Annotated in this window: 21 protein-coding genes; 3 read left to right on the top strand and 18 right to left on the bottom strand. The window is 67.8% G+C overall.

Translation table 11 applies throughout. From position 1 onward, the window contains the following. Positions 1-38 precede the first annotated feature (38 nt). The 16 genes from nuoN to C8K36_RS15105 all read right to left on the bottom strand — a co-directional run bounded on the left by nuoN (position 39) and on the right by C8K36_RS15105 (position 18080). Positions 39-1634, bottom strand: coding sequence for an NADH-quinone oxidoreductase subunit NuoN (gene nuoN, locus C8K36_RS15180; RefSeq protein WP_107985342.1), 1596 nt, complete (start codon positions 1632-1634; stop codon positions 39-41). Beyond that, complete coding sequence (locus C8K36_RS15175; protein WP_107985341.1) at positions 1631-3211, bottom strand: NADH-quinone oxidoreductase subunit M; 1581 nt, start codon at positions 3209-3211, stop codon at positions 1631-1633. Before C8K36_RS15175 ends, nuoN begins: the two co-directional genes overlap by 4 nt. Further along, on the bottom strand, positions 3211-5157 hold the full coding sequence (gene nuoL, locus C8K36_RS15170) for an NADH-quinone oxidoreductase subunit L (RefSeq protein WP_107985340.1): 1947 nt from the start codon (positions 5155-5157) through the stop codon (positions 3211-3213). The genes C8K36_RS15175 and nuoL overlap by 1 nt, the downstream gene beginning before the upstream one ends. Before the next feature lies 1 nt (position 5158). Beyond that, a complete protein-coding gene (nuoK, locus tag C8K36_RS15165; protein ID WP_107985339.1) occupies positions 5159-5458 on the bottom strand; it encodes an NADH-quinone oxidoreductase subunit NuoK in 300 nt (99 codons plus the stop codon). Then, positions 5455-6285 (bottom strand): NADH-quinone oxidoreductase subunit J, encoded by an 831-nt coding sequence (locus C8K36_RS15160; RefSeq protein WP_107985338.1) that lies wholly within the window; start codon positions 6283-6285, stop codon positions 5455-5457. The genes nuoK and C8K36_RS15160 overlap by 4 nt, the downstream gene beginning before the upstream one ends. Then, positions 6285-6830: an NADH-quinone oxidoreductase subunit NuoI gene (nuoI, locus tag C8K36_RS15155; protein ID WP_107985337.1), complete on the bottom strand. Its 546-nt coding sequence runs from the start codon at positions 6828-6830 to the stop codon at positions 6285-6287. The genes C8K36_RS15160 and nuoI overlap by 1 nt, the downstream gene beginning before the upstream one ends. Then, positions 6823-8124: an NADH-quinone oxidoreductase subunit NuoH gene (nuoH, locus tag C8K36_RS15150; protein ID WP_107985336.1), complete on the bottom strand. Its 1302-nt coding sequence runs from the start codon at positions 8122-8124 to the stop codon at positions 6823-6825. Before nuoH ends, nuoI begins: the two co-directional genes overlap by 8 nt. Then, positions 8121-10577 (bottom strand): NADH-quinone oxidoreductase subunit G, encoded by a 2457-nt coding sequence (locus C8K36_RS15145; protein ID WP_107985335.1) that lies wholly within the window; start codon positions 10575-10577, stop codon positions 8121-8123. The genes nuoH and C8K36_RS15145 overlap by 4 nt, the downstream gene beginning before the upstream one ends. After that, positions 10574-12646 (bottom strand): NADH-quinone oxidoreductase subunit NuoF, encoded by a 2073-nt coding sequence (gene nuoF, locus C8K36_RS15140; protein ID WP_107985334.1) that lies wholly within the window; start codon positions 12644-12646, stop codon positions 10574-10576. The genes C8K36_RS15145 and nuoF overlap by 4 nt, the downstream gene beginning before the upstream one ends. Beyond that, entirely contained in the window at positions 12643-13953 is a 1311-nt protein-coding gene (gene nuoD / locus C8K36_RS15135) for an NADH dehydrogenase (quinone) subunit D (RefSeq protein WP_107985519.1), read from the bottom strand. Before nuoD ends, nuoF begins: the two co-directional genes overlap by 4 nt. A gap of 20 nt (positions 13954-13973) precedes the next feature. Beyond that, positions 13974-14726 carry an NADH-quinone oxidoreductase subunit C gene (locus C8K36_RS15130; RefSeq protein ID WP_107985333.1) on the bottom strand — a complete coding sequence of 251 codons (753 nt, stop codon included), beginning with the start codon at positions 14724-14726 and terminating at the stop codon, positions 13974-13976. Beyond that, positions 14726-15298 (bottom strand): NuoB/complex I 20 kDa subunit family protein, encoded by a 573-nt coding sequence (locus C8K36_RS15125; RefSeq protein ID WP_107985332.1) that lies wholly within the window; start codon positions 15296-15298, stop codon positions 14726-14728. Before C8K36_RS15125 ends, C8K36_RS15130 begins: the two co-directional genes overlap by 1 nt. 38 nt (positions 15299-15336) lie before the next feature. Then, positions 15337-15705: an NADH-quinone oxidoreductase subunit A gene (locus C8K36_RS15120; protein WP_107985331.1), complete on the bottom strand. Its 369-nt coding sequence runs from the start codon at positions 15703-15705 to the stop codon at positions 15337-15339. Between the two features lie 298 nt (positions 15706-16003). Next, the gene (locus C8K36_RS15115) at positions 16004-16417 is read right to left on the bottom strand and encodes a response regulator transcription factor (RefSeq protein ID WP_107985330.1); all 414 of its coding nucleotides are present in this window, start codon (positions 16415-16417) and stop codon (positions 16004-16006) included. Between the two features lie 74 nt (positions 16418-16491). Continuing rightward, complete coding sequence (locus C8K36_RS15110) at positions 16492-17112, bottom strand: YdcF family protein (RefSeq protein WP_107985329.1); 621 nt, start codon at positions 17110-17112, stop codon at positions 16492-16494. 224 nt (positions 17113-17336) lie between these two features. After that, entirely contained in the window at positions 17337-18080 is a 744-nt protein-coding gene (locus C8K36_RS15105; protein ID WP_107985328.1) for an alpha/beta fold hydrolase, read from the bottom strand. Between the two features lie 89 nt (positions 18081-18169). Here C8K36_RS15105 and C8K36_RS15100 point away from each other — a divergent pair, with 89 nt between their 5' ends. Continuing rightward, a complete protein-coding gene (locus C8K36_RS15100; RefSeq protein WP_107985327.1) occupies positions 18170-18865 on the top strand; it encodes a helix-turn-helix transcriptional regulator in 696 nt (231 codons plus the stop codon). A 50-nt stretch (positions 18866-18915) separates the two neighbouring features. On the opposite strand, the gene C8K36_RS15095 is transcribed toward C8K36_RS15100, so the two are convergent. Together C8K36_RS15095 and C8K36_RS15090 are read right to left on the bottom strand one after the other, a co-directional pair. Continuing rightward, the gene (locus C8K36_RS15095; protein ID WP_107985326.1) at positions 18916-20640 is read right to left on the bottom strand and encodes an acyl-CoA dehydrogenase family protein; all 1725 of its coding nucleotides are present in this window, start codon (positions 20638-20640) and stop codon (positions 18916-18918) included. 161 nt (positions 20641-20801) lie between these two features. Then, positions 20802-22547 carry a proline--tRNA ligase gene (locus C8K36_RS15090; RefSeq protein WP_107985518.1) on the bottom strand — a complete coding sequence of 582 codons (1746 nt, stop codon included), beginning with the start codon at positions 22545-22547 and terminating at the stop codon, positions 20802-20804. A gap of 237 nt (positions 22548-22784) precedes the next feature. On the opposite strand from C8K36_RS15090, the gene C8K36_RS15075 reads away from it, so the two are divergent. Then, complete coding sequence (locus tag C8K36_RS15075) at positions 22785-24932, top strand: hypothetical protein (protein WP_181319572.1); 2148 nt, start codon at positions 22785-22787, stop codon at positions 24930-24932. Positions 24933-25116: 184 nt separating this feature from the next. Beyond that, on the top strand, positions 25117-26466 hold the full coding sequence (locus C8K36_RS15070) for a hypothetical protein (protein ID WP_107985323.1): 1350 nt from the start codon (positions 25117-25119) through the stop codon (positions 26464-26466). The last annotated feature ends 72 nt before the right edge of the window (positions 26467-26538 follow it).

Raw genomic sequence — 26538 nt, 5'->3', positions numbered from 1 at the left:
CCGGATGAATTCCGGTCCCCTCACGCATTCCTGCACGATCACAGCAGGGAGGCGGCCGCTCGCTCGGCGAGATCGAGTACGGGCTGGGGAACGATGCCCAGAATCACGGTGACCGCGCCGGCGACCGTGATCGCCGCAATCGACGGCGCGCTCGTCGCGACCGCCACCGGAGGCTCGTCGGCCGGGTCCGCGAAGTACATCAGCACGATCACCCGCACGTAGAAGAACGCGGCGATCGCGCTGCTGATCACGCCGACAATCACCAGCGGCATCGCGCCGCCGGACGCCGCGGCTTGGAAGACAGCAAACTTGCTGACGAAACCACTGGTCAGCGGGATGCCGGCGAACGCCAGCAGGAACAGCGCGAACACCGCCGCGATCAGTGGCGAGCGTCGGCCGAGCCCGGCCCATCCGGCCAGATCGGTGACCTCGTTGCCCGCATGATCGCGCACCAGACTCACGACGGCGAAGGCTCCGAGCGTGCTGAAACCGTAGGCGAGCAGGTAGAACATCGTCGACGACAGTCCGTCCTCGCCGCCCGCGACGACGCCGGTGAGCAGGAACCCGGCATGCGCGACGGACGAGTACGCGAGCATGCGTTTGACGTCGGTCTGAGTGATGGCGAGCACCGCACCGACCACCATCGTGAGGATCGCAACAGCCCACAGGACCGGTCGCCAGTCCCAGTGCAGACCGGGGACGGCAACATAGAAGATCCTCAGCATCGCACCGAATGCGGCGATCTTGGTGGCCGAGGCCATGAACGCGGTGATCGGGGTAGGTGCCCCCTGGTAGACATCCGGGATCCACGAGTGGAACGGCACCGCACCGACCTTGAACAGCAAGCCGACCGAGAGCAGCGCGAGACCGATCTGGGCGAAGGCCTCGTCACCGGACTGCGCGTCCACGGCAGTTGCGATGCCGGGCAGCGAGACGGTGCCGGCGTAGCCGTACAGCAACGCCACACCGAAGAGGAAGAACGCTGACGAGAAGGCGCCCAACAAGAAGTACTTCAGTGCCGCTTCCTGCGACAGGAGTCTGCGTCGACGGGCCAGTCCGCACAGCAGATACAGCGGCAGCGACAGCACCTCGAGCGCCACGAACATGGCCAGCAGATCGTTCGCCGCCGGGAACAGCAGCATCCCGCCGACCGCGAACATCGTCAGCGGAAAGACCTCGGTCTGCGCCGCTCCCGCTCTGGTCGCCTCCTTCTCGGCGTCACTGCCGGGGACCGCCGAGGCCCTGGGGGTGAAGGCGTCGGCCGGTCCGACGGCACCGACCGCCGACCGGTGCTCGGCCGAGGCTGCCGCGACCGAGCGGGCGATCCCCCGGTCCGCGATCAGCAGGACCGCAAGGAGGGAGACGGACAGGATGGTCCCCTGCAGGAGCAGTGTCGGACCGTCGATCGCAATCGATCCGACCGCTGCCACCTGTTCGGTGCCCGCGAGGGCGATCACCGCGACGAGCGCCGCGACCAGTCCACCGAACGCGAGCACCAGATGGGCGGCATAGCGCGTGCGGCGCGGCCAGAACGCCTCGACCAGCACGCCCGTGACCGCGACGCCGAGCACGATCAGCATCGGTGAGAGCAGGCTGTATTCGATGCTGGGGGCCGGCAACACCGTGGGGTTCAACGGGGTTCACCTCCGTCCTGCTCTGCGACGACGGGCGCCGGATCCTGACGATCGATCGTGGTCAGTGTGCTGGTGACGGCGGGAGTGACGACGTCGAGAATCGGTTTGGGATACACCCCGAGCACCAGGAGAATCGCAATCAGCGGTGCCACCACCGCGAGTTCGCGGCGTCGCAGATCCCCGATCCCGTCGTTGCCGCTCGTGACGGGTCCGGTCATCATCCGCTGGTAGAGCCACAGGATGTACAGCGCGGCGAGGACCAGCGCAATCGTCGCGACGACGGCGGCTGCCGGGTAGCGCGTGTAAGTGCCGACCAGGACGAGGAACTCGCTGACGAACGGCGCGAGGCCCGGTAGCGACAGCGTTGCCAGACCGGCGATCAGGAACGTGCCCGCCAACAGAGGTGCCACCTTGTGCACGCCGCCGTAGTCGGCGATGGCCCGGGTACCGCGGCGCGTGACCAGGAAGCCCGCGACCAACATCAGCGCGGCGGTGGAGAAGCCGTGGTTGACCATGTAGAGCGTCGAACCACTCTGCCCCTGACTTGTCATCGCGAACACCCCCAGCACGATGAAGCCGAAGTGCGAGATCGACGTGTATGCGATCAGGCGCATCACGTCGGTCTGACCGATCGCGAGCAGCGCGCCGTACACGATGCTGATCACCGCGAGTGTCACGACCAGCGGCGCGAAATACTGGGCAGCGTCGGGGAACAACTGCAGGCAGTACCGCAACATTGCGAACGTGCCCACCTTGTCGACGACGGCCATCATCAGCACCGCGCTCGCCGGGGTCGACTGGACGGCGGCGTCGGGCAGCCAACTGTGCAGCGGCCACAGCGGCGCCTTCACCGCGAACGCAAACATGAACCCGAGGAAGAGGGCGTTCGCGACCGGGGCGCTGATCGCCAGCTCGCCGGACGACACCGCGTCGACGATCGCCCGGAAGTCGAAGGTGCCCGACGCGAACGGGCTGTCGGCCCCTGCCGTCGCGACGTACAGTCCGATGACCGCGGCGAGCATGATCAGACCGCCGAAGAGGTTGTACAGCAGGAATTTCACCGCGGCCCGCGATCGGCCCGGGCCCGGCTGCCCGAACGCGCCGATCAGGAAGTACATCGGGATCAGCATCGCCTCGAAGAACACGTAGAACAGCAGGATGTCGAGGGACAGGAACGACATCAGGACCATCGACTCGACCACCAGGATCAATGCGACGTACGCGTGGGTGCCGCGCGGTCTCGCATCGTCGGCGGGTACGTCGCGCCAGCCGGCCAGGAGCAGCAGGGGTGTCAGGACGGTAGTCAGCAGCACCAGCGCCAACGCGATTCCGTCCAGGCCCAGTTCGTAGCGGGTCCCGAACGCCGGTATCCATGAATGGGACTCGACGAACTGGTACTGCTCACCTGCCGGTTCGAACTGCACCGCGAGCAGGGCGGAGACCGCGAGCGTCCCGACCGCCACGGCGAGAGCGACCCAGCGGGTGACCGTCCGTCGCCGCGCCGGCAACGCTGCGACCACCACCGCCCCCACCAGTGGCAGCAGCCACAGCGTCGTCAACCAGGGAAAGCCGTCCATCACGCCCTCCCCACCAAAGCTGCCGCGACCACGAAGACGGCTCCGACGAACATGTACAGCGCATAGGAGCGCACGAATCCCGTCTGCAGGCGGCGAAGCCTCACCGACACCTGCCCGAGCAGCGCGCCCATACCGCCGGTGACACCGTCGATCCCCTTGTCCTCGAGCATCGTCAGCGCCCGGACCACCCGCTGTCCGGGCCGCATGAACACGGCCTCGTCGACGTCGTCACCGTAGAGATCGCGGCGCGCCGCCACTGTCAACGCCGACACCCGAGCGGGTGCCGGGACCGGCACCGGCCGGGTTCCGTACTGCCGCCACGCGATTCCGACGCCGGCGAGAACCACCGCCAGCGTGACCACCGTGACCACCCAGACCGGGACCGCGAGTTCTCCGTGCTCGGCGGCAGCACCGAACTCTGCCCAGACCGGCGCGAGCCAGCGTTCGAGGGTGCCGCCGATGGCGAGCAGACCGCCCGCGGCGACGGAACCGACGGCGAGGACGACCATCGGCACCGTCATCACGCCGGGCGACTCGTGCGGGTGAACCTCCGCGCCTCCCGGTCGCTCCGTAGGCTCCGCTCCTGCCCCCCACCGGCGCTCGCCGAAGAACGTCATCAGCATCACGCGCGTCATGTAGAACGCCGTCAGGCCCGCGCCCAGCAATGCGACCGTGCCGAGTGCCGCCCCACCGAGACCACCCGACCCGAACGCGGCCTCGATGATCTTGTCCTTGGAGAAGAATCCCGAGAACGGCGGGATTCCGATGATCGCGAGGTAGCCGAGGCCGAAGGTCGCGAACGTGATCGGCATGAAGGTTCGGAGACCGCCGTAGCGCCGCATGTCGGTCTCGTCGTTCATGCCGTGCATCACCGATCCGGCGCCGAGGAACAGCCCAGCCTTGAAGAAGCCGTGCGCGAGCAGCAGCATGATCGCGAACGCATAACCGGCGGGACCGAGTCCGGCGGCCATCACCATGTAGCCGATCTGGCTCATCGTCGACGCCGCGAGCGCCTTCTTGATGTCGTCCTTGGCGCATCCGATGATCGCGCCGAACAGGAGTGTGACGGCGCCGACGAGGACGACGGCGACCTGCGCGCCCGGCGCAGCCTCGTAGATCGGACCGGACCGGACGATCAGGTAGACGCCGGCGGTGACCATCGTGGCGGCGTGGATCAGCGCCGACACGGGTGTGGGGCCTTCCATCGCGTCACCGAGCCAGGACTGCAGCGGAACCTGGGCCGATTTTCCGCACGCGGCGAGCAACAGCACCAGACCGAGCGCGGTCGTCACTCCCCCGCTCGCGGTGTCGACGCCGCCGAGAACGTCGGTGAACGACACCGACCCGAACGTCGCGAACATGATCATGAGTCCGACCATCAGGCCCATGTCCCCGACGCGGTTGACGACGAACGCCTTCTTCGCGGCGGTGGCGGCGGTCGGCTTGTGCTGCCAGAACCCGATCAGCAGGTACGACGCCAGACCGACGCCCTCCCAGCCGACGTACAGGCCGAGGTAGTTGTCGGCGAGCACGAGCAGCAGCATCGCGGCGAGGAACAGGTTGAGGTAGGCGAAGAACCGTCGGCGACCGGGATCGGACTTCATGTAGCCCACCGAATAGATGTGGATGAGCGATCCGACGCCGGTGATGAGCAGCACGAAGCACATGGACAGTTGGTCCAGGCGCAGCCCGAAGTCGACCTGCAGTCCCGCGACGGGGAGCCACGTGAACAGATCCTGCTGCATCACCCGGTCGGCAGCGTCGCGGCCCACCATGTCGACGAACATGGCGGCCGCGAGCGCGAACGACGCGAGCGGGGTGGCACACCCGAGGAGATGGCCCCAGCGATCGCTGCGGCGTCCGGCGAGGAGCAGGACCGCGGCACCCAGCAGGGGCAGTGTCGGCAGGAGCCAGATGAGCGCGTGAATTCCCGTCCCCCCGTTCATGTCAATACTTCAGCAGGTCGGCGTCGTCGACCGAGGCCGAGCGACGGGTGCGGAAGATGGTCATGATGATTGCCAGGCCGATGACGACCTCGGCCGCGGCGACCACCATCGTGAAGAACGCGAACACCTGGCCGTCGAGGTTCCCGTGCATCCGCGCGAACGTCACGAAGGCCAGGTTCGCGGCGTTGAGCATCAACTCGATACACATGAAGACGACGATCGCGTTGCGCCGCAACAGCACTCCGGCGGCGCCGATCGTGAAGAGCAGAGCGGCCAGGTAGAGGTAGTTCTCCGGGTTCATCGGTCCTCCTCCCCCACCGCCGATTCGCCGCCGGGTGGCATACCGCGCGGCGTGAGGATCCGACTGACCGACTCCCGCGCATAGGTTCCGTCGGGCAGTCGCGCGGGCAGGTCCACGGCGTTGTGTCGCGCGTAGACACCGGGGCTGGGCAACGGGGTGACGCGCGCGGATTCGGCCTCTCCTGCGCCCCAGTCGCGGAACCGCCGCTCCGACATCTCCCGCTGATTCAGGCGGCGTTCGAAGCGTTCGCGGTGCGCCAGCACCATCGCGCCGATGGTCGCGGTGATCAGGAGTGCGCCGGTCAGTTCGAACACCCACACGTAGCGGATGAAGATGAGTTCGGCGAGGCCCTCGACATTGCCGCCGGCGTTGGCCTGGTCGAGTCCGACGAAGCCGAACTCCCCCGACCGCACGACCCCGACGGTGGCGTTCCCGAGCCCGCCGATCAGCAACAGGCCGAACCCCAGTCCGGCGACGACCGCCGCGATGCGCTGCCCGCGTAGGGTTTCCACAAGGGAGTCCGACGAGTCGACCCCGATGAGCATGAGCACGAACAGGAACAGCATCATCACCGCGCCGGTGTAGACGACGACCTGTACGACACCGAGGAACAGTGCGCCCTGCGCGATGTAGAGCACCGCGAGCATGATCATCGTCATGGCGAGGAAGATCGCCGAATAGACGGCCTTGGGCGCGCATACGACACCGAGGGCCCCGATGACCGCGACGGTCCCGAGAATCCAGAACTGGACGGCTTCGCCGGTGGAGGTCCGGGTGAAGACATCCGCGGCCAGCAATGCCGCCGAGTGTGCGGTTGCGGTGTCCACTAGGTCACCTCCCCGGGGCGTGCATGCGGACCGTCGACCGTTCCGGTGACGTTTCCGAGGTAGTAGTCCTCGTCCGTCGTGCCTGGCGCCATCGGGTGGGGCGGCGACTCCATCCCGTCCTGCAGCGGTGCGAGAAGCCGGTCCTTCCCGTAGATCAGGTCGACACGGTTGTCGTCGGCCATCTCGTACTCGTTGGTCATCGTCAGCGCTCGCGTCGGGCAGGCCTCGACGCACAGCCCGCAGCCGATGCAGCGGAGGTAGTTGATCTGGTAGACCCGCCCGTACCGTTCACCCGGCGAATACCGCTCGTCGTCGGTGTTGTCGGCACCCTCGACGTAGATCGCGTCCGCCGGGCACGCCCACGCGCACAGTTCGCAGCCGATGCACTTCTCCAACCCGTCCGGGTGCCGGTTGAGTTGGTGCCGACCGTGGTAGCGCTCGGCGGTGGGCGTCTTCTGCTCGGGATAGAACTCCGTGACGGGTTTCTTGAACATCGTCGAGAACGTCACACCGAAACCTGCGACGGAGTCGAGGAACTCAGGCATCGAAATCCTCCCTTCCGGACCGTCCTGTGGGGACCAGCGGGCGCGCGGGCGGCGGACCCTGCCCGGGTAGTGGCGGCACCGGGAATCCGCCCGACATCGGGTCGAACGGCGGACCGGTGTCCTGGGGTGCTGCGACAGCGCCGTCACGTGCGGCCCGCATTCGGCGGTAGAGCAGCACCAGCAGCGCGGCGGCCACGACCACGCCGCCCACCGCCAGGGCGATCCACCGAACCTCGTGGCCTTCGTTGCGCAGCGCCCGGACGACTGCGACGACCATGACCCACGCGAGGGCGGCGGGAATGAGGACCTTCCAGCCCAGATTCATGAACTGGTCGTAGCGCAGGCGGGGCAGCGTCGCGCGCAACCACATGAACACGAACAGGAACGCCCACACCTTCGCGACGAACCACAGCAGCGGCCACCAGCCGGAATTGGCTCCGTCCCAGAGGTTCAGCGGCCACGGCGCGTGCCAGCCGCCGAGGAACATCGTGGCGGCGAGCGCCGAAACGGTCACCATGTTGACGTACTCGGCCAGCATGAACATCGCGAATCTGAGCGACGAGTACTCGGTATGGAAGCCGCCGACCAGTTCGCCCTCGGCCTCCGGCAGATCGAACGGGGCGCGGTTGGTCTCGCCGACCATCGACGTCACGTAGATCAGGAACGCGGGCAGTAACAGGAAGACGTACCAGGTGCCTTCTTGTGCGGCCACGATCCCCGACGTGGACATCGTTCCGGCATCGAGGAACACGGCCGCGAACGTCAGACCCATCGCCACCTCGTACGAGATGACCTGAGCGGTGGACCGGAGCCCGCCGAGCAGCGGATACGTCGAACCCGACGCCCACCCCGCCAGCACGATGCCGTACACCCCGACGGACGTGACCGCGAGGATGTAGAGCACCGCCACCGGAAGATCGGTGAGCTGCAACGGCGTCGGGTGTCCGAGGATCGACACCTGCGGTCCGAACGGGATCACCGCGAAAGCCATGAACGCCGGCACGACCGCGATGATCGGCGCGAGGAGATAGACGGGTTTGTCGACACCCGCGGGGACGATGCCCTCCTTGAGCGCGAGTTTGACGCCGTCGGCGAGGGACTGCAGGATCCCGCGGGGGCCGACCCGATCGGGCCCGACGCGCATCTGCATCCACGCCAGCACCTTTCGTTCGGCGTAGATCGCGATCAGCACCGTCAGCACGAGGAAGGCGAAGACCCCGACGGCCTTCAGGACCACGAGCCACCACGGGTCGTGGCCGAACATCGACAGGTCGGCGGCGGCGAGTGTGCTCATCGGACGACCTCCCCGTGCGCCGGACGTTCGGGCACACCGCCGTCCTCGGCTGGACCGACACTCACGACGTCGCCGGGTCCCGCTCCGAGTTGCCGATACACCGCACATCCGGGTGAGTCGACCGGCAGCCACACCACCCGATACGGCAGGTCGGTGATCGCCAACGGCAGCGTCACCGTCCCCCGAGCGGTCGCAACGGTCACCGGATCCCCGTCGCGCACTCCGAGTTCGGCGGCGCAGTCGGAGGACAGTCGCACGACGGGCGAGCGCGCGGTTCCGGCCAGAAACGGCTCCCCGTCCTGCATGCGGCCCGCGTCGAGCAGCATCCGCCAGCCCGCCAGGACGGCCTGGCCCGGCCCGGGTTCGGGGGGCGTCGACGGCGAAGTCCCGACCATGGGCGGACGGTCGCCGTGCCAGAAGCCGAGGCGATCGAGGTCCGCGCGGGCGGCCGCGACATCCGGCAAGGCCAGCGGACGACCCATCTCGGCGGCAATCGCGCTCAGCACCCGCAGATCCGGAACGGCGCCGGTGTCGCGCAACGCGGCCTCGAACGGCCGCACCCGCCCCTCCCAGTCCACGAAGCTGCCGGACTTCTCCGCGACGGGAGCCACCGGGAAAACGACGTCGGCGCGATCGGTGACGGCGCTGTGCCGCAGTTCGAGGCTCACGACGAACCCGGCGGCGTCGAGCGCGGCGAGGGCCGCTCGCGGATCCGGGAGATCGTCGGGGTCGACGCCACCGACCAGCAGCGCCCCGATCTCACCGGACACGGTCGCATCGAGGATTCCCTGCGTGTCCCGCCCGGGTCTGTCCGGCAGGTCCGTGACCTGCCAGACCTCGGCGACCTGCCGGCGCGCCGCGGTCTCGTCGAGCGGGCGCCCGCCCGGCAGAACGCCCGCGAGCGCCCCCGCATCGAGCGCACCGCGCTCACCGGCCCGCCGGGGAATCCATGCGACCCGCGCGCCGGTCTCGGCGGACAGTGCCGCGACGGCCGTAAGGGTGCCGGGAATCGCGGCGGCGCGCTCCCCGACGACGATGACCGCGCCGGGACGTCGCAGGAACTCGGACCCGGCGAGTTCGTCGAGGATTGCCGGTTCGTCACCGGGCACCGCGCGCAGCAGCCGGCCGGACATCTTGTCGAGGCCGCGGGTCGCGAACGGTGCGATCGAGAGGATCACGGCGCGCTTGGTGCGCACGGCCTTGCGCAGCCGCAGGAAGACGATCGGGGATTCCTCCTCGGGTTCGAACGCGACGAGCACGACCGCGGACGCATTTTCGAGGTCGTCGTACGTCACGGCTTCCGGGTCTGCGCTGAGCCCACGTCCCGCCACGTGCGCGGCGAGGAACGCCGATTCCTCCTCGGAGTGCGGGCGGGATCGGAAGTCGATGTCATCGGTGCCGAGCACGACGCGCGCGAACTTCGCGTACGCGTACGCGTCCTCGTAGGTGGCGCGTCCTCCCACCAGCACTCCGGCTCCTCCGGCCGCCGCCAGACCGCGGGCCGCGACGGTGAGTGCCTCGGGCCACGACGCGGGACGCAGCCCTCCGCCGGTGTTTCGCACGAGCGGCGTCGTCAGACGGTCCGGTTGCGTCGCGTACGTGAACGCCCACCGGCCCTTGTCGCAGTTCCATTCCTCGTTGACTTGGGGGTCGTCGCCGGCGAGTCGGCGTAGAACCGTCCCCCGGCGGTGGTCGGTGCGTTGCGCGCACCCACCCGCGCAGTGCTCGCACACGCTCGGGGTGGACACCAGGTCGAAGGGCCGCGCCCGGAAGCGGTACGCGGCACCGGTGAGGGCCCCGACCGGGCAGACCTGGACCGTGTTGCCGGAGAAGTAGGAGTCGAACGGCTCTCCCTCGGCGATGCCCACCTGCTGCAGGGCCCCGCGTTCGAGCAGTTCGATCATCGGGTCGCCCGCGATCTGGCGGGAGAACCGGGTGCAGCGGGCGCACAACACGCACCGCTCCCGATCGAGCAGCACCTCACTCGACAGCGGAACAGGTTTGGGGAATGTGCGTTTCACACCGTCGAAGCGGGACTCCGCCCGCCCGCTGGACATCGCCTGGTTCTGCAGCGGGCACTCGCCGCCCTTGTCGCACACCGGGCAGTCCAGCGGATGGTTGATCAGCAGCAGTTCCATCACGCCCTTCTGGGCGCGGTCGGCCACCTCGGAGGTGACCTGGGTGCGGACGACCATGCCGTCGGTGGCGACGGTCGTGCACGATGCGAGCGGCTTGCGCTGCCCCTCGACATCCACGAGGCACTGGCGGCACGCGCCGACCGGGTCGAGCAGTGGGTGGTCGCAGAACCGCGGGATCTGGATGCCGATGCCCTCGGCGGCCCGGATCACGAGCGTCCCCCTGGGAACCGTGACCTCCACTCCGTCGATCGTGAGGGTGACGCGGTCCGACGGCACCGGTTGGCCCGACGCGTCGGCGTTGATGTTGACGGTCACGATCTCCCCCCTTCCGGTCCGGACCGGACCCGAGCGACGAGTGTCGACTCGTCCGGGTCGAACGGGCATCCCCGCCCTTCGAGGTGCGCGACGTACTCGTCGCGGAAGTACTGCAGCGACGACATGATCGGGCTGGCCGCGCCGTCGCCGAGCGCGCAGAAGGATTTGCCGAGGATGGTGTCCGAGACGTCGAGCAACTTCCCGAGGTCCTCCTCGCTCCCCTCTCCGCGCTCGAGGCGTTCGAGGATCTGCACCAGCCAGTACGTCCCCTCCCGGCACGGCGTGCACTTCCCGCACGACTCGTGCGCGTAGAACTGCGTCCAGCGCAACACCACTCGCACGATGCACGTCGTCTCGTCGAAGATCTGCAGCGCTTTGGTCCCGAGCATCGATCCCGCTGCGGCGACGCCCTCGTAGTCCAGCGGCACGTCGAGGTGTTCACCGATGAGGATCGGAGTGGACGACCCGCCCGGTGTCCAGAACTTGAGACGATGACCGGCCCGCACGCCACCGGCGCGAGCGAGCAACTCTCGCAACGTGATCCCGAGCGGGGCCTCGTACTGTCCGGGGCTCGTCACGTGCCCCGACAGCGAGTACAGCGTGAATCCGGGCGACGCTTCACTGCCCATGCTGCGGAACCACTCCGGCCCGCGCAGGATGATCGGCGGGACGCTCGCGATCGACTCGACGTTGTTGACCACCGTCGGGCACGCGTACAGACCCGCGACGGCCGGGAACGGCGGCCGTAGGCGGGGCTGACCACGACGCCCCTCGAGCGAATCCAGAAGTGCAGTCTCCTCACCGCATATGTAGGCGCCGGCGCCGGCGTGGACGACGATGTCGAGGTCGTAGCCCGAGCCGAGGATGTCGCGGCCCAGGTATCCGGCGTCGTACGCCTCGGCCACGGCGGCCTGCAGTCGCCGGAGCACCGGCACCACCTCGCCGCGCAGGTAGATGAAGGCCTGCCCGGCACGGATCGCATACGCCGCGATGACCACACCCTCGATCAGCGAGTGCGGCGACGCCAACATCAACGGAATGTCCTTGCACGTGCCCGGTTCCGACTCGTCGGCGTTGACGACGAGGTAGTGCGGCTTCGCGGTCCCGTCCGTCGCCGGGTCCTGCGGGATGAACGACCACTTCATGCCCGTCGGGAATCCGGCGCCGCCGCGGCCGCGCAGTCCGGCGTCCTTGACGGTCTGGATCACTTCGTCCGGGTTCATCCGCAGCGCCTTGCGCAGCGCGGTGTAGCCGTCGTGGCCGTGGTAGGCGTCCAGGGTCCATGACCCGTCCTCGCCCCAATGGCTGCTCAGCACCGGTGTGAGCGGCGACGCGGCATCCTCGCGCGAGCATTTCAGCCCGGCGAGGGTGGCCTGCCCGGCGCCGCCGCCGGCTTCGAGGGCGCCCGGACGGCGGTCGGGGAACCCGGCGAGGATCCGCGCGGTGTCCCGGAACGAACCCAGCGTCGCGCCGCGCGTCGGCCTGACCGACTCTCCCGTGCGCAGGGCGTCGACCACCTCGGTCGCCGATCGCGGAGTCTGATTGTCGAAGAACTCCCAGTTGACCATCATCACGGGCGCGAAGTCGCACGCGGCGTTGCATTCGATGTGGTCGAGCGTGATCGCACCGTCCGCGGTGGTCTCGCCGTCACCGATCCCCAGGTGCGCGCGCAGCGCCGCGTGGATGGCGTCGCCGCCCATCACCGCGCACAGGCTGTTGGTGCACACCCCGACGTGGTAGGTCCCGGTCGGATCGCGGCGGTACATCGTGTAGAACGTCGCGACGGCCGTCACCTCGGCGGCGGTGAGTCCGAGTTGCTGCGCGCAGAAGTCGATTCCGGCGGGCGAGACGTAGCCGTCCTCTGCCTGGACCAGGTGCAGCAGAGGCAACAGGGCGGACCGAGCGGTGCCGTCAGGCTGTGTCGGGTCGGCCTGGTTCCGGTAGCGGGCGACGATCTCCTCCGCATCGGCGGCGAGTCGGGCCGCGACGTCGGGCGGATACGCCGCCCGCTCCTGCGGACTCGGCCCCAACTCGAGGAACACCGGCCCGGTGGTGCGCGATTCGGTCATCGATCCACTCCCCCCATGACAGGGTCGATGCTGGCCACCGACGCGATCACGTCGGCGACCATCCCGCCCTCGCACATCGCCGACACGGCCTGCAGATTGGTGAACGACGGGTCGCGGTAGTGCACGCGGTACGGGCGGGTGCCGCCGTCGCTCACCACGTGCACGCCCAACTCCCCGCGCGGAGACTCGATCGGCACGTACACCTGGCCGGGCGGAACCCGGAAACCTTCGGTGACCAGCTTGAAGTGGTGGATCAACTCCTCCATCGACGTACCCATGATCCGCCGAATGTGCTCGAGCGAGTTTCCGAGACCGTCGGCGCCGACAGCGAGGTCGGCAGGCCACGCGATCTTCTTGTCCGACACCATCACCGGCCCCGGCGGGAGCCGATCGAGGCACTGTTCGACGATGCCGAGCGACTGCGCCATCTCCTTGACGCGAACGAGGTAGCGGCCGTAGCAGTCGGAGCCGGTGTCGGTGACGACGTCGAATTCGTAGTTCTCGTACCCGCAGTAGGGATCCGACCGCCGCACGTCGAGCGGTAGACCGGTCGCCCGCAGCACCGGGCCGGTGATGCCGAGCGCCATGCACCCGGTCAGGTCCAGGTACCCGATCCCCCTGGTCCGAGCCTTCCAGATCGGGTTCTCGTTCAGCAGATCCTCGAGGTCACGCAGCCGTCGCGGCATCAGGTCGAGCAACTCGCGCACCTTCGCGACCGCGCCGTCGGGCAGGTCCTGCGACAGCCCCCCGGGACGGACGTACGCGTGGTTCATGCGCAGGCCGGTGATCATCTCGAAGATGTCGAGGACCAGCTCGCGCTCCCGGAACCCGAACAGCATCGGTGTGATCGCGCCCAGTTCCATCCCCCCTGTCGCGAGTGCCACCAGGTGCGACGAGATCCGGTTGAGTTCCATGAGCAGCACCCGCACGACGGTGGCCCGTTCGGGGATCTGGTCGGTGATGTCGAGCAACTTCTCGACGCCCAGGCAGTACGCCACCTCGTTGAAGAACGGCGCCAGGTAATCCATGCGCGTGACGAAGGTGACGCCCTGCGTCCAGTTTCGGTACTCGAGATTCTTCTCGATCCCGGTGTGCAGGTAGCCGATCCCGCAGCGGGCCTCGGTGACCGTCTCCCCCTCGATCTCGAGGATCAGCCGCAGCACCCCGTGCGTGGACGGGTGCTGCGGGCCCATGTTGACGACGATGCGCTCGGCGCCGGCATCGCGGGCACTGTTCGCGGCGTCCACCAACTCGTCCCAGTCCTGGCCGTCGACAGTGAACACCGCAGCGCCGCCGTCGGACTCGATGAAGGGATCACGCGAATCGCTCACTGGTACGCCCTCCTCTCGTCCGGTGGCGGGATCGTCGCCCCCTTGTATTCGACGGGGATTCCGCCGAGGGGGTAGTCCTTACGCTGCGGGTGCCCCACCCAGTCGTCGGGCATCTCGATCCGGGTGAGCGACGGGTGGCCGTCGAAGACCAGTCCGAAGAAGTCGTACGTCTCACGCTCGTGCCAGTCGGTGGTGGGATACACCGAGTACAGCGACGGAAGGTGCGGGTCGGCATCGGGCACAGCCACTTCCAGACGGACACGCCGTCCGTGAGTGACCGACATCAACGGATACACCGCGTGCAGTTCGCGGCCCGGGTCCTGCGGGTAGTGCACCCCGCTCACCCCGAGACACAACTCGAATCTGAGTGCCGCGTGGTCGCGCAGTTGCCGCGCGACGGTCGGCAGGTACTCGCGCCGCACGTGCAGGGTCAGTTCACCCCGGAAGACGACCACCTTCTCCACCGCGTCGTCGAAGAGCAGACCCGTGGCATCCAGGGCGCCGGCGAGGGTGTCGATGAACTCGTCGAACCATCCGCCGTACGGCCGAGGCGTACCGCCGGGCAGGGTGACCGGGCGGACCAGGCGCCCGTACCCGGAGGTGTCGCCGGTGCCCCCGACGCCGAACATCCCCTGCCGCAGCCCGATCATCTCGCCGCCGGCGACGCGTTCGGGTGGCACGGTTCCCTCGGGGCCCGCGGTCGCTTCGGGGTCGGACCCGCCATGGACGTCGTCGTGGTCGATCGCCATCAGCGCACCACCCCCGCCGCGCGCCCGGGCAGACCGAGATCGACGACGGGCCGCGCCGTCAGGGCCGCTTCCTCCGCTGCCCGGACGGCCCGCTCGCGGTTCACGCCGAGCGGCATGTCCTGAATCTTGGCGTGCAGCGCCAGGATTGCGTTCAGCAGCATCTCGGGCCGCGGCGGACAGCCCGGCAGATAGATGTCTACCGGGACAACGTGGTCGACGCCCTGCACGATCGCGTAGTTGTTGAACATTCCGCCCGACGACGCGCAGACCCCCATCGCGAGAACCCATTTGGGTTCGGCCATCTGGTCGTAGACCTGCCGCAGTACGGGGGCCATCTTCTGGCTCACCCGTCCTGCCACGATCAGGAGATCGGCCTGCCGGGGCGACGCGCGGAACGCCTCCATCCCGAAGCGGGCGAGATCGAAGCGCCCCGACGTGGTCGCCATCATCTCGATCGCGCAGCACGCGAGGCCGAACGTCGCCGGCCACAGCGAACCCTTGCGGGCGTAGCCGGCCACGGTCTCGACCGTGCTCAGCAGGAAGCCGCCCGGCACCTTCTCTTCGAGCCCCATTCCTGATTCACCTCCGCTCCGTGATCACGTCCAGATCGCTAGTCCCAGCTCAAGCCCCCACGCCGCCACTCGTAGACGTAGGCGACGGAAACGTTGAAGACGAACACAGCCATCGCAGCCAGACCGAACACGCCGAGGGCGTCGAAGTGGACGGCCCATGGGTAGAGGAAGACGATCTCGATGTCGAAGATGATGAACAACATCGCCGTCAGGTAGTACTTGACCGGGATTCGCTGCCCGTTCGCCCGGCCTCCGGGCTGTTCCATCGGTTCGATGCCGCACTCGTAGGCCTCGAGTTTCGCGCGGTTGAGCCGCCGCGGCCCGACGTCCGACGCAACGAACACGGAGAAGACCGCGAACGCCACCGCGATGGCGCCGAGCACGAGAATCGGCACGTAGGCGTTCACCCAGCCTCAGCTCCTCCGGTCGCGAGCCCCGGCCGTCCGATGCCGGACGGTCGACCGAGCTGGTGCAGGAGCAGTGCGTGTCCGAGAAGCTTCGTCGGCTCTTCCTGCCTGTGCGCCAGCCCGTACGGCGACCACGGACGGCGGGTAGCCACGGACGACGCACAATCACGCAATCAGGAAAACCCACCCGCCGAATGTGATCTACGCCTCAGCCTACCCAGATCGACCCCCGGCTTGGCCTCGGTTTTACCCGCGAGTCTTCCGGCAACGAGATCGACTCGGACTGGGCGCGACCCGGTCACACTCGGCGCAGCAGCGACACCACGGCCTCAGCCAGCGCGAACGGGTCGATCGGATGCCGGACGGCCGCATCCGCGCGCGACCAATCGGCGAGCCAGCGGTCGTCGGCCCGCCCGGTCAACACCACGATCGGCGGGCACACGTCGAGTTCGTCGCGCAGTTGCTTGGCGATCCCCATACCGCCGGCGGGCTGCGCCTCGCCGTCGAGCACCGCCAGGTCGATCCCGCCCGCATCCATCTCGCGGATCACCACCGCCTCCGTCGCGACCTCGAGGTACACGATCTCGGGAAGGTCCGGATGGGGTCGGGCACCCAGCGCGCTGATCACCCGGTCCCTCGTCGAGGCGTCGCTGCTGTAGACGAGCACGCGCAGCGCGACGGAATCAACGGAGCGGACGGTCGGATTGGCCACGACCTCGATGCTACGACCGCGGCCCCCGCCGCACCGGGAGGCGAGTCCGATTCGGTCGGTACGGAAATCGGCCGTCAGAAGCCCGGGGCGGCCACCGGTACGAACCGGAACTGGCCGGATGCCGACTGGAACACACCGAGCGCGCGGTCGATGTGCGATGCGGAGGTGACGAGCACGGCACCGTCCGCACCTGCGGCGGAAAGGATCTGGGTGGTGTTGCGCGCATTGTCGACGGTCGAGAACGAATCGTTCTCGAGGATGATGTTCGCCGGATTGACGCCCCGAAGCACGAGACCAGCCAGCATGGCCTGGGCTTCTGTGTACGGCAACGGCTGCGTCGGTCCCCCGGAGACGATCACCTTGTTGGCCGGATGCAGACGGGCGATCGCGGCGGCCGTGTTCAGCCGGGAGTTGAGCACTGCGGGCAGCAGTCCGTCGGCGTTCAGGCGGGCGCCGAGCACCACGACGTAGCGGGAGGCGGGGTCGCCGGTGGTGAGGTAGGCGTGTGCCGCGGCGTACTGACCGAGCGACGACACGGTGTCCGAAATCCCTGACGCAGCGGTGTATTCCAGGGTGTCGATGCCCTGGTTGATGAGCCCCGGAATATTCAGCGAGGCCGCATGCGCCGGCATTGCGGCGACGAGCGGAAGCGCGGCGGCAGCGGCCGTCACGACGATAGTTCTCAACTTCGGCATTCGCCTGTGTCTCCCCAGGGTCGGCGGTCTGTATCGATGACGCGGGTCACACCATACGGGTGAATCGGTCACCCGTCATCCGCTCGGCCACGCGTGGGCGCGGCATCGGGGTGTGTCATGAGATCTTTCGGGAATGGACAAGGGCCGGCCGCATCGGCCGGCCCTTGTCAGTCCTGTCTGCGGTTCAGTTGGCCTGTCTGCGGTTCAGTTGGCCTGTCTGCGGTTCAGTTGGCCGGGGACGTCGCTGCCGCGGCGAGGACGTGGGCGAGGTCGCCAGGTCGGCTCCACATGGGCCAATGCCCGGTCGGGAGGTCGATGAGGTCGACATGGTCGAGGTTCGACACCTCGGCGAACATCGGATGACCCGCGTTGGCCAACTCCAATATCTGCGCGCTCGGGATCGAGCAGCACACCAGAGTGGTCGGGACCGCCAGACGCGCATCATTGGTGAGCTTCACTTGCTGGCGTAGCACGGGACCGGGTTCTGGAACGGCCCTGGATCTGAAGCGCTCGAGAGCCTCGGCGCTCAGGCCCTCGAGGCTGGCCTGCTCGCCGAGTGCGTCGAAGGGCGGCAGAGGAAACTCGGCCAGGTCCTCGGGCGCTTCCGGGGCGAAGACGCTGCCGGACGCGACGGGCCCACTATCGACCCACACCACTCGGCGGACGAGTTCGGGATGCTGATCGAGCACAAGGCTTACCGGAGCGTTGGCTCCGCTGTGTGCCACGAGGACGATCGGCTGCGCCTCGAAAGCAGAGGCCCGGGTCATTGCCTGCTCGATCGCCGTCGCCTGGTCGTCGAGCGTCCTGGACGCCCGCTCGGGGTCCCGCTCATCGAGGCCGGGAAGCGTCATCGGGATGGTTCGCCAGCCGTCAGCGGTCAGGTGTTCGCGCACCTCGTCCCATGCCCACGCCCCCAGCCAATGGCCGGCGATCAAGATGATGGTCGGGTTGCTCGCGTTTGTCGTCACACCACGATGCTCTCAAGCCTCCGGGACAAGGGTATGTCACCATTTTGGCATGATCTTTTGCCGGTGCGGGAAATGACCCGGGGTGGGAAATGAAGAGAGCGGAGCGACTCCACGCCCTGTCCGAGATGCTGCGACGCAGCGGACCGCGTGGATGCACTGCTGAGAGGCTGGCAAACGAGTTCGGCGTGTCCGTGCGGACGGTCAAGAGAGACCTCACCGCACTCGAGAACGCTGGCGCGCTGATCTGGTCACGCCCGGGCCCCGGAGGCGGCTACGGGCTCGTCGCTCGAGGCACCCTGCCACCGGTCAGCCTCACCCCCGTGCAGGCAGTGGCGCTACTCGCGGCAGTCTCTGCTGCACCCGATGCCCCCTACGCCGATCTCGCCTTGGCGGGCGTTCGGAAGATCATGGATGTACTCGATCCACGGACCCGGACGAAGGCCGATGAGCTGGCCAGTCGCGTCTGGGTCGACGCGCCTCCTACTCCGCGCACGATCAAGTCGGCACTGGAGGAAGCGATGGCCGAGCAACGGGTGGTGCGGATCCGCTACACCTCGCGTGACGGCAACACGACAACCCGCGACGTCGAGCCGGTGATGTTCGCCTCCACGGACGGCCGTTGGTACCTGATCGGGTGGTGCAGGCTACGCAACGCTATGCGGTGGTTCATCGTGTCCCGTATCGAGCACGCCAGTGCAACCAGGATTGCCTGCAGCGGCCACGACATCGACGAGATCGGCATCCCCCCAGCGACAGCGAGACCCGTGAATGGTCGAGGTGAGTGAGGCACTCGACCAACGTCTCCAGTCAGTACATCGAGCCCCGCATTTCACATCTAGCCGCGCATTTCGTAGGCGCCGTCGTACTCGACGACCTGCTGCCACACCCGCTCGAATCTTCCCGCGTCGACCACCGGTTTGCGGATCACGCCCAGCGCCCACTCCTGCTGCGCCTCGGTCGACGACGGTTTGCCGTGCAACGCCACTGTGTGGCCGGAGAAGTCACGGATGAGGACGTCGAAGATCTGCTCGACGAGGTCGCGATCGATGGCGGCGATATCGACCTGTTCCAGGATCAACTGTCCGTACACCACCAGCTCGAACAGGTGCCCGAGGGTGAGCAGGAAGTCGAGGTCCGCGAGTTGCTGCTCGTCGGGACCTGCCGTCGCGAGTAGTTCCCGAAGCGCGAGAGCCTGCTCGTGGAATCGTGCAACATTGGGAATGTCGGCGTGGTCGGCGTAGGCGCGCGTCCAGTCGTGGAACTGCACCTTCCCCGATCCCCGTGCCGGACCCTGTTTCCAGAAGAACTCGTCGTCGGCGTCGTCGTCCCGCGTGCCGACGTCGGGATACTCGGCGGGGTTGAACAGGTAGTTCGGCATGAACTTGAGGATGAGCGCGACGTTGACGTGCACGGTGCCCTCGAGTTTGGGCAGCGTGCCGATCAGCTCGGCGGCCTCCCGAAAGTACGTGTCCTTCTCGTACCCTTTCGCGGCGACGACGTCGTGGAGCAACGCCATCACCGTCTCCCCCTCGGACGTGACCTTCGCCTTCGTCATCGGGTTGAACAGCAGGTAGCGCCGGTCCTCGGGACCGGCACTGCGGAAGTAGTCGACGGCGCGGGCGCTGAACAGCTTCATCGCGATCAGCCGGGCGTAGGCGTCGACGAAGTTCGCGCGCACGTGCGGGAAGTCGGTCACCCGCTTTCCGTAGAGAACCCTGTTGTGCGCGTGGGTGATCGCCTCGTAGAACGCGTGCTCACACATGCCGATCGATGCCGTGCACAGATTGAACTTGCCGACGTTGACGGTGTTGAGGGCGGCCGAGAAGGCGTCCGGCCCGGTGTGCAGGACGTCCTGCACACGCACCGGATAGTCGCGGAGCGCGAACGTGCTGACGTACATCTGGCCGTGAACGACGTTGTCGATCAACCGGTAGTGCAGGTGTCGGCTGTCGACCACGAAGAACACGTACCCGTCGGCACCCTCGATGTCGGTGCGGCGGCCGAAGACCGACACCATCCCCGCGACGTTGCCGTTGCCGATGTAGTACTTGGTGCCGTTCGCCCGAAAGGCAACGTCGCCGCTCCCCTCTGGGGTGAGCAGCATGTCGGTGGAGTAGACGTCGGCGCCGTGGTCGCGTTCGGAGAGCCCGAACGCCATCACACCGCCGGCATCGAGCTGCTCGGCGGCATGCTTTCGGGCTGCTGCGTTGGCGCTCATCCAGATCGGCCCGAGACCGAGGACCGTCACCTGCCACAGGTACCAGTACGCGAGCCCGTAGAACCCGAGGATCTCGCTGAGCGCCGCGTTGCGGGCCGCGTCCCAGCGCTTGTTGGGATCACCGTCCGATTCCGCTGCCGGAGTGAGGAAGGTCGCGAACAGCTTTTCGTGGCCGGCGAAGTCCAGGAAATCGCCCGTCCACACCGCATGCAAGTCGTCCTGGAGCAGACGCCGTTTGCCGCGGGCCTCGAACCAGTCGATGGTCGCGCGCAACAACCGTCGGGTGTTGGGATCGAGGTCCTTGGGGTCGTAGTCGTGCGGATTCAACAGCAACTCGCCCACGTCATCACCCTCCGAGGTGTGGATGTGGAGCCCCGTTCGGGACCGCCGTCTCCACTGTCCACCGGATCGCGGCGCACCACCCCGCGTTTTGCGCACTTATCGCCGTCCGGATACCCGAATTCCGGCGACAAGTGCGCAAAACGCGCGGTTCAGGACGTGGGTCAGCCCCGGATCGCGGCGAGGATCTCCGCGAGCGCGCCGTCGGCGGCAACTTCGCGGGCTTCGCCGGTGAAGCGATCGCGCAGTTCGACCTTGCCCTCGGCGTAGCCGCGGCCCACGACCACGACCAGCGGGACACCGATCAGCTCGGAGTCCTTGAACTTCACGCCGGGCGACGCCTTGCGGTCGTCGAACAGAACCTCGATGCCGGCCTTGTCCAACTCTGCGGCCAGCGCCTCGGCACCCTCGCGGGCGGCGTCGTCCTTGTTCGCGATCACCAGGTGCACGCCGAACGGCGTGACCTCGGCAGGCCAGCGCAGGCCCTTCTCGTCGTGATGCTGCTCGGCGATGACCGCGACCAGGCGCGAGACGCCGATGCCGTACGAACCCATGGTGGGACGCACCGGCTTCCCGTTCTCGCCGAGCACGTCGACGTTGAACACGTCGGTGTACTTGCGGCCCAACTGGAAGACGTGACCGACCTCGATGCCGCGGGCGGCAACGAGCGCTCCGGCGCCGTCGGGCGACGGATCGCCGTCGCGCACCTCGGCGGCCTCGATGGTGCCGTCCGGGGTGAAGTCGCGTCCGGCGACCAGGTCGACGTAGTGCTTGCCCTCCTCGTCGGCGCCGGTGATCCAGCTGGTGCCGTCCACCACGCGCGGGTCGACGAGGTAGCGGACGCCGTTCTCCTGCAGCGCCTTCGGGCCGATGTAACCCTTGACGAGGAACGGGTTGTTCTTGAAGTCGGTCTCGGTGATGAGAACGTATTCGGCGGGCTCGAGCGCAGCCTCGAGGCGCTTCTCGTCCACCTCACGGTCGCCGGGGATGCCGATCGCGAGCAGCTCCCACTCGCCGCCCGGAACGCGAGTCTTCACCATGATGTTCTTCAGGGTGTCCGCTGCGGTCACAGTGCGACCGAGATCGGCGCCGTTGGCCCACTCGACGAGGGTATCGATGGTCTCCGTGCCGGGGGTGTCGTGCACCTCGGCGGCCGGCAGACCGTCGAACGGGATCGGCTCGGGGGCGAGCGTCTCGACGGCCTCGACGTTGGCGGCGTAACCGGATTCGAGGCAGCGAACGTAGGTGTCCTCGCCGATCTCGCTCTCGGCCAGGAACTCCTCCGACGCGCTGCCGCCCATCGCGCCCGACGTAGCGGAGACGATGACGTACTTGACGCCGAGCCGGGCGAGGATCCGCTCGTAGGTGTCACGGTGCGCCTTGTAGGACTCCGTCAGACCCTCGTCGGTGAGGTCGAACGAGTAGGAGTCCTTCATGACGAACTCTCGGCCGCGCAGGATGCCGGCGCGGGGCCGCTCCTCGTCGCGGTACTTGGTCTGCACCTGGTACAGGGTGACCGGGAAATCCTTGTACGAGTTGTATTCACCCTTCACGGTGAGCGCGAACAGCTCCTCGTGGGTGGGGCCCAGCATGTAGTCGTTGCCCTTGCGGTCCTTGAGGCGGAACAGGCCGGCACCGTACTCGGTCCAGCGGTTCGACGTCTCGTAAGGCTCACGCGGCAGCAGCGCGGGCAACAGGATCTCCTGCGCGCCCATCGCGTTCATCTCCTCGCGGACCACGCGCTCCACCTCGCGCAGCACCCGCAGGCCCAGTGGCAGCCACGAGTAGACGCCGGGCGCGATGCGCCGCACGTAGCCGGCGCGGACCAGCAGCTTGTGGCTGGCGACCTCGGCGTCGGCCGGGTCGTCGCGGAGGGTGCGGAGGAACAGGTGCGACATGCGGGTGATCACGTTGTAGCAGCCTAGTCGAGCGCTGCCACCGCAGTGGGCCCGGTTGTCGATCGCGTACGACCATCGGGAGCGGACAGCTGCCACAAGGGCCGAGAAGCGCACTCCGAACACGAAACTCAACACATCGGGCGAAACTCGAGGTAGCTTAGGCTCGCCTAGGCGATCATAGGCTTACCTCACTCGATGTTCGATCGCCTCGTGGCGCCGCAACCGCGGCTGTGACCAGGAAGAAGGAAGATGCGCGCGTTCCGCAGAGCTGCGTTCGCGACCATGGCGGTCGCCGTGGCATTGACGACGCCGGTGGGCATCGCAATTGCTGCCCCCGATACCCCCGGCGATAACGCCGCTGCCGTCCAGGCGGTTTCCAGCGCTCCGGTGACGACCGGTGCGGGTCCCACCGTTCGAGCAGCGGCCGGAACCCCGACCACGAGCGTCACGAAGAAGACCGGGCTGAAGGACGGCGACACGATCACCGTCTCGGGCGCGGGCTTCTCGGGCGCAGCCCCCGGGATCTACGTCGGCCTCGTCCAAGATGACAAGTACTCCGCGACAGACGCCGGCGCCTGGATGACCATGGCGTTCATCAAGTCGGCCGACATCAAGAGCGGCGTGTGGTCGACGAACGTCCAGGTGGTCGCCGCCAAGGGCACCTCCGACTGCACCCAGAACACGTGCTCGATCTACACCGTCGCAGCACACGGATCCCCGGACCGCAGCCAGGACACCAAGACCCCGGTGACGTTCGCGTCCGTCACGCCGACGACGACCACCGCGCCGCCGACCACCACCACCACGGTGCCGCCCACCACCACGACGACACCCCCGACCACGACCACAACGCCGCCGACCACAACGCCGCCGACCACGACGACGAAGCCGCCCACCACGACGACCACCAAGCCGCCGACGACGACCACGTCGGCGCCGCCCGCCACCACACCGCCTGTGACCGGCAGTGGCCCCCGAGTCAACGCAAGCAAGACGACCGGCCTCAACGCCGCCGGTGACTCGATCTCGGTGCGCGGCAGCGGCTTCTCGACGGCCGGCATGGGTATCTATGTCGGGATCGCCCAGACCAACAAGTACTCCTCCTCCAACGCCGACATGTTCTACGGCACGAAGTACATCAAGCCGGCCGACATGCCGGGCGGTTCATTCTCGACGAAGATCGACGTCGTCGGCGCGTTCGCCAACGGCGACTGCATCAACAACGAGTGCGCCCTCTACACGCTCGCCGCGCACGGCTCGTCGGACCGCAGCCAGGACACCAAGACCAAGATCAGCTTCGTCGGCACCGCACCCCCGGTCACCGGCGGCGGCGGAACCGGGACCGGGACCGGTGGGACCGCAACCGGCCCCGGCGCTGCGGGTGCCGCACCCGGCACCACCTTCACGGCGAACAGTGGCCTGTCGGTGTCCCTCTCGAAGGCGAGCGACATCAATCCGGCCGGTGAGACGGTGACGGTTTCCGGTTCAGGCTTCTCCGGCGCTGCCCCCGGCCTGTACGTCGGCCTCGTGCAGGACAACATCTTCTCCGCCGCCGACGCGTCCGTCTGGATGACCTCGGCGTTCATCAAGCCCGAGCAGATCGCCGGCGGCAACTGGTCCCTGCCGGTCGAAATGATCGCGACGCAGGGCGCATACGACTGCATCAAGAATGCGTGTTCGATCTACACCGTCATGGCCCACGGCTCCGCGGACCGCAGCCAGGACACCAAGACCCCGGTGAGCTTCGTCGGCGGCGTCGCCCCGGGTACCGTCACCGCTCCCCCGGTTCTCAATGCCGCCGGCGCTCCCGGCGCCGCGAAGACCGCAGCCGTGACGCTGTCCAAGGCCAAGGGCCTGAAGATCGAGGGCGACGAGATCACCGTCTCAGGCACCGGTTTCTCGGGCGAACAGCCCGGCATCTACGTCGGCCTGATCCAGGAGAACAAGTTCTCCACCACCGACGCCGGCGCGTGGATGACGACCGCGTTCATCACGCCCAGCCGAATCAAGGACGGAGCATGGTCGACCTCGGTGAAGGTACAGGCAGTCAAGGGCGATTCGGACTGCACCAAGAACGCGTGCTCGATCTACACGGTCGCCGCGCACGGTTCGAGTGACCGCAGCCAGGACACTCAGACGCCGGTGAGCTTCGGCGACGACCCCAACGCCCCCAACGCCGACAAGGCCGCGGCCGCAGCCCTGACCGCGGACGGCGGCCCGACCGACGGCGGCACCTCCTCCGCTGCGAACGAGTCGAACACGTCCGACTCCGCGGTCCGCAACCTCGCCGATGCGATCTCCGACGGCACCGCGTGGATCATCCCGCTGCTGATCGGCGCCGTCATCGGGGCCGGATTCGCGGTCGCGACCACCGTCGCGCTGCGCCGCCGGGCCTAGCATCTCCCACTCGAGTGGGGGCATCCGTCACGGATGCCCCCACTCGATCCATGCCGGAAAGCCTTGCTGCACAAGCAATTTCACCCCAGGGCGAACGAACCAGACTATTTACTCACCCGCGAACACAGGCTAGCTTTACCTAAGTTTCGCCACCCCTCGGCGAACCACATCAGAAAGTAGGAAGATGCGCGCGTTTACCAAGTCCGCGGTCGTGGCGGTCGTCGCCACCGTCGCCTGCACGCTGCCGCTGGGCGTCGCCGCAGCGCAGACCAGTCCGTTCGGCTCGCTCGGCAGCCTCGGCTCGAGCGACCCCGGCCCCGAGGCCCCTGCGCCGCAGGTGACGGTCTCGAAGTCCACCGACATCGCCGCCGCCGGCGAGACGGTCACGGTCGCCGGCAGCGGGTTCTCCGGCGCTGGTGACGGCATCTACGTCGGGCTCGTCCAGGACGACAAGTTCTCCGCCACCGACGCCGGCGCGTGGATGACCACCAAGTGGCTCAGGTCGACCGACATCGTCGGCGGCTCCTGGAGCGCCGCGATCGACGTCGAGGCCCTGAAGAACGGCTCCGACTGCCTCGCCAACACCTGCTCGATCTACACCATCGCAGCGCACGGCTCCGCCGACCGCAGCCAGGACACCAAGACCCCGGTCACCTTCGCGGCGCCCGTTGTTCCGGCCGGTCCGGCCGTCACCGTGTCGAAGACGACCGGCCTGACGAACGACGAGGACATCACCGTCACCGGCACCGGGTTCGGTCGCGAGGGTCAGGGTATTTACGTCGCTCTCGCGCAGGTCGACATGTACTCCAACACCAACAGCGCCGTCTTCCACTCCACCAAGTGGATCAAGGCAACCCAGATCGTCGAAGGCGGCTTCACCACCACGCTCAAGGCCACCGCGATCAAGGGTGATGCGAACTGCTATGAGAACGCCTGCGCGATCTTCACACTCGCCGACCACGTCACGATGACGGACCGCAGCCAGGACACCCAGACGCCGGTCACCTTCGCTCCGCCGGTGGTCGTGCCCTCCGGGCCTGCGGTGACCGCGAACAAGACCACGAATCTGGTCGTGGGTGACACCATCACCTTGTCCGGCACGGGCTTCGAGGGTGCCGCGGCCGGAAATGGCATCTACTACGGCATCGTCCAGGACGACCAGTACTCGACCACGAACGCCGGCGCATGGATCACGACCGGATTCATCAACAAGACCCAGATCGTGGGTGGCGCGTGGACGGCCACCATCTCCGCGACCGCGGTCAACGCCGCCTCGAACTGCTACGTGAACGCATGCTCGATCTACACCGTCATGGCCCACGGCTCCACTGACCGCAGCCAGGACACCACGACGCCGATCACGTTCGCACCGGTGGCCCCCGCGAACCTCGTCGTCGACGCTCCGCCGATCGAGAACGCCGCCAGCGTCCAGTCCGACTCGGGCTCGGGCTCGGGCCTGCCGGTGGCTCCGCTCGCGATCGGTGGCGCCATTGCCGCCGGTCTGGTGCTGACGGCTCTGCGTCGTCGCGCCTGATCTGAACCCGAATACCCCACAGCCTGGCCTTCGCTCTCCGGAGCGGAGGCCAGGCCTCTTTTCCGACCCCGG

Origin of the sequence: Rhodococcus sp. OK519 (genome assembly GCF_003051005.1) — a bacterium.
Taxonomy (GTDB): domain Bacteria; phylum Actinomycetota; class Actinomycetes; order Mycobacteriales; family Mycobacteriaceae; genus Prescottella.
This window is presented reverse-complemented; position numbering and strand designations above follow the sequence as displayed.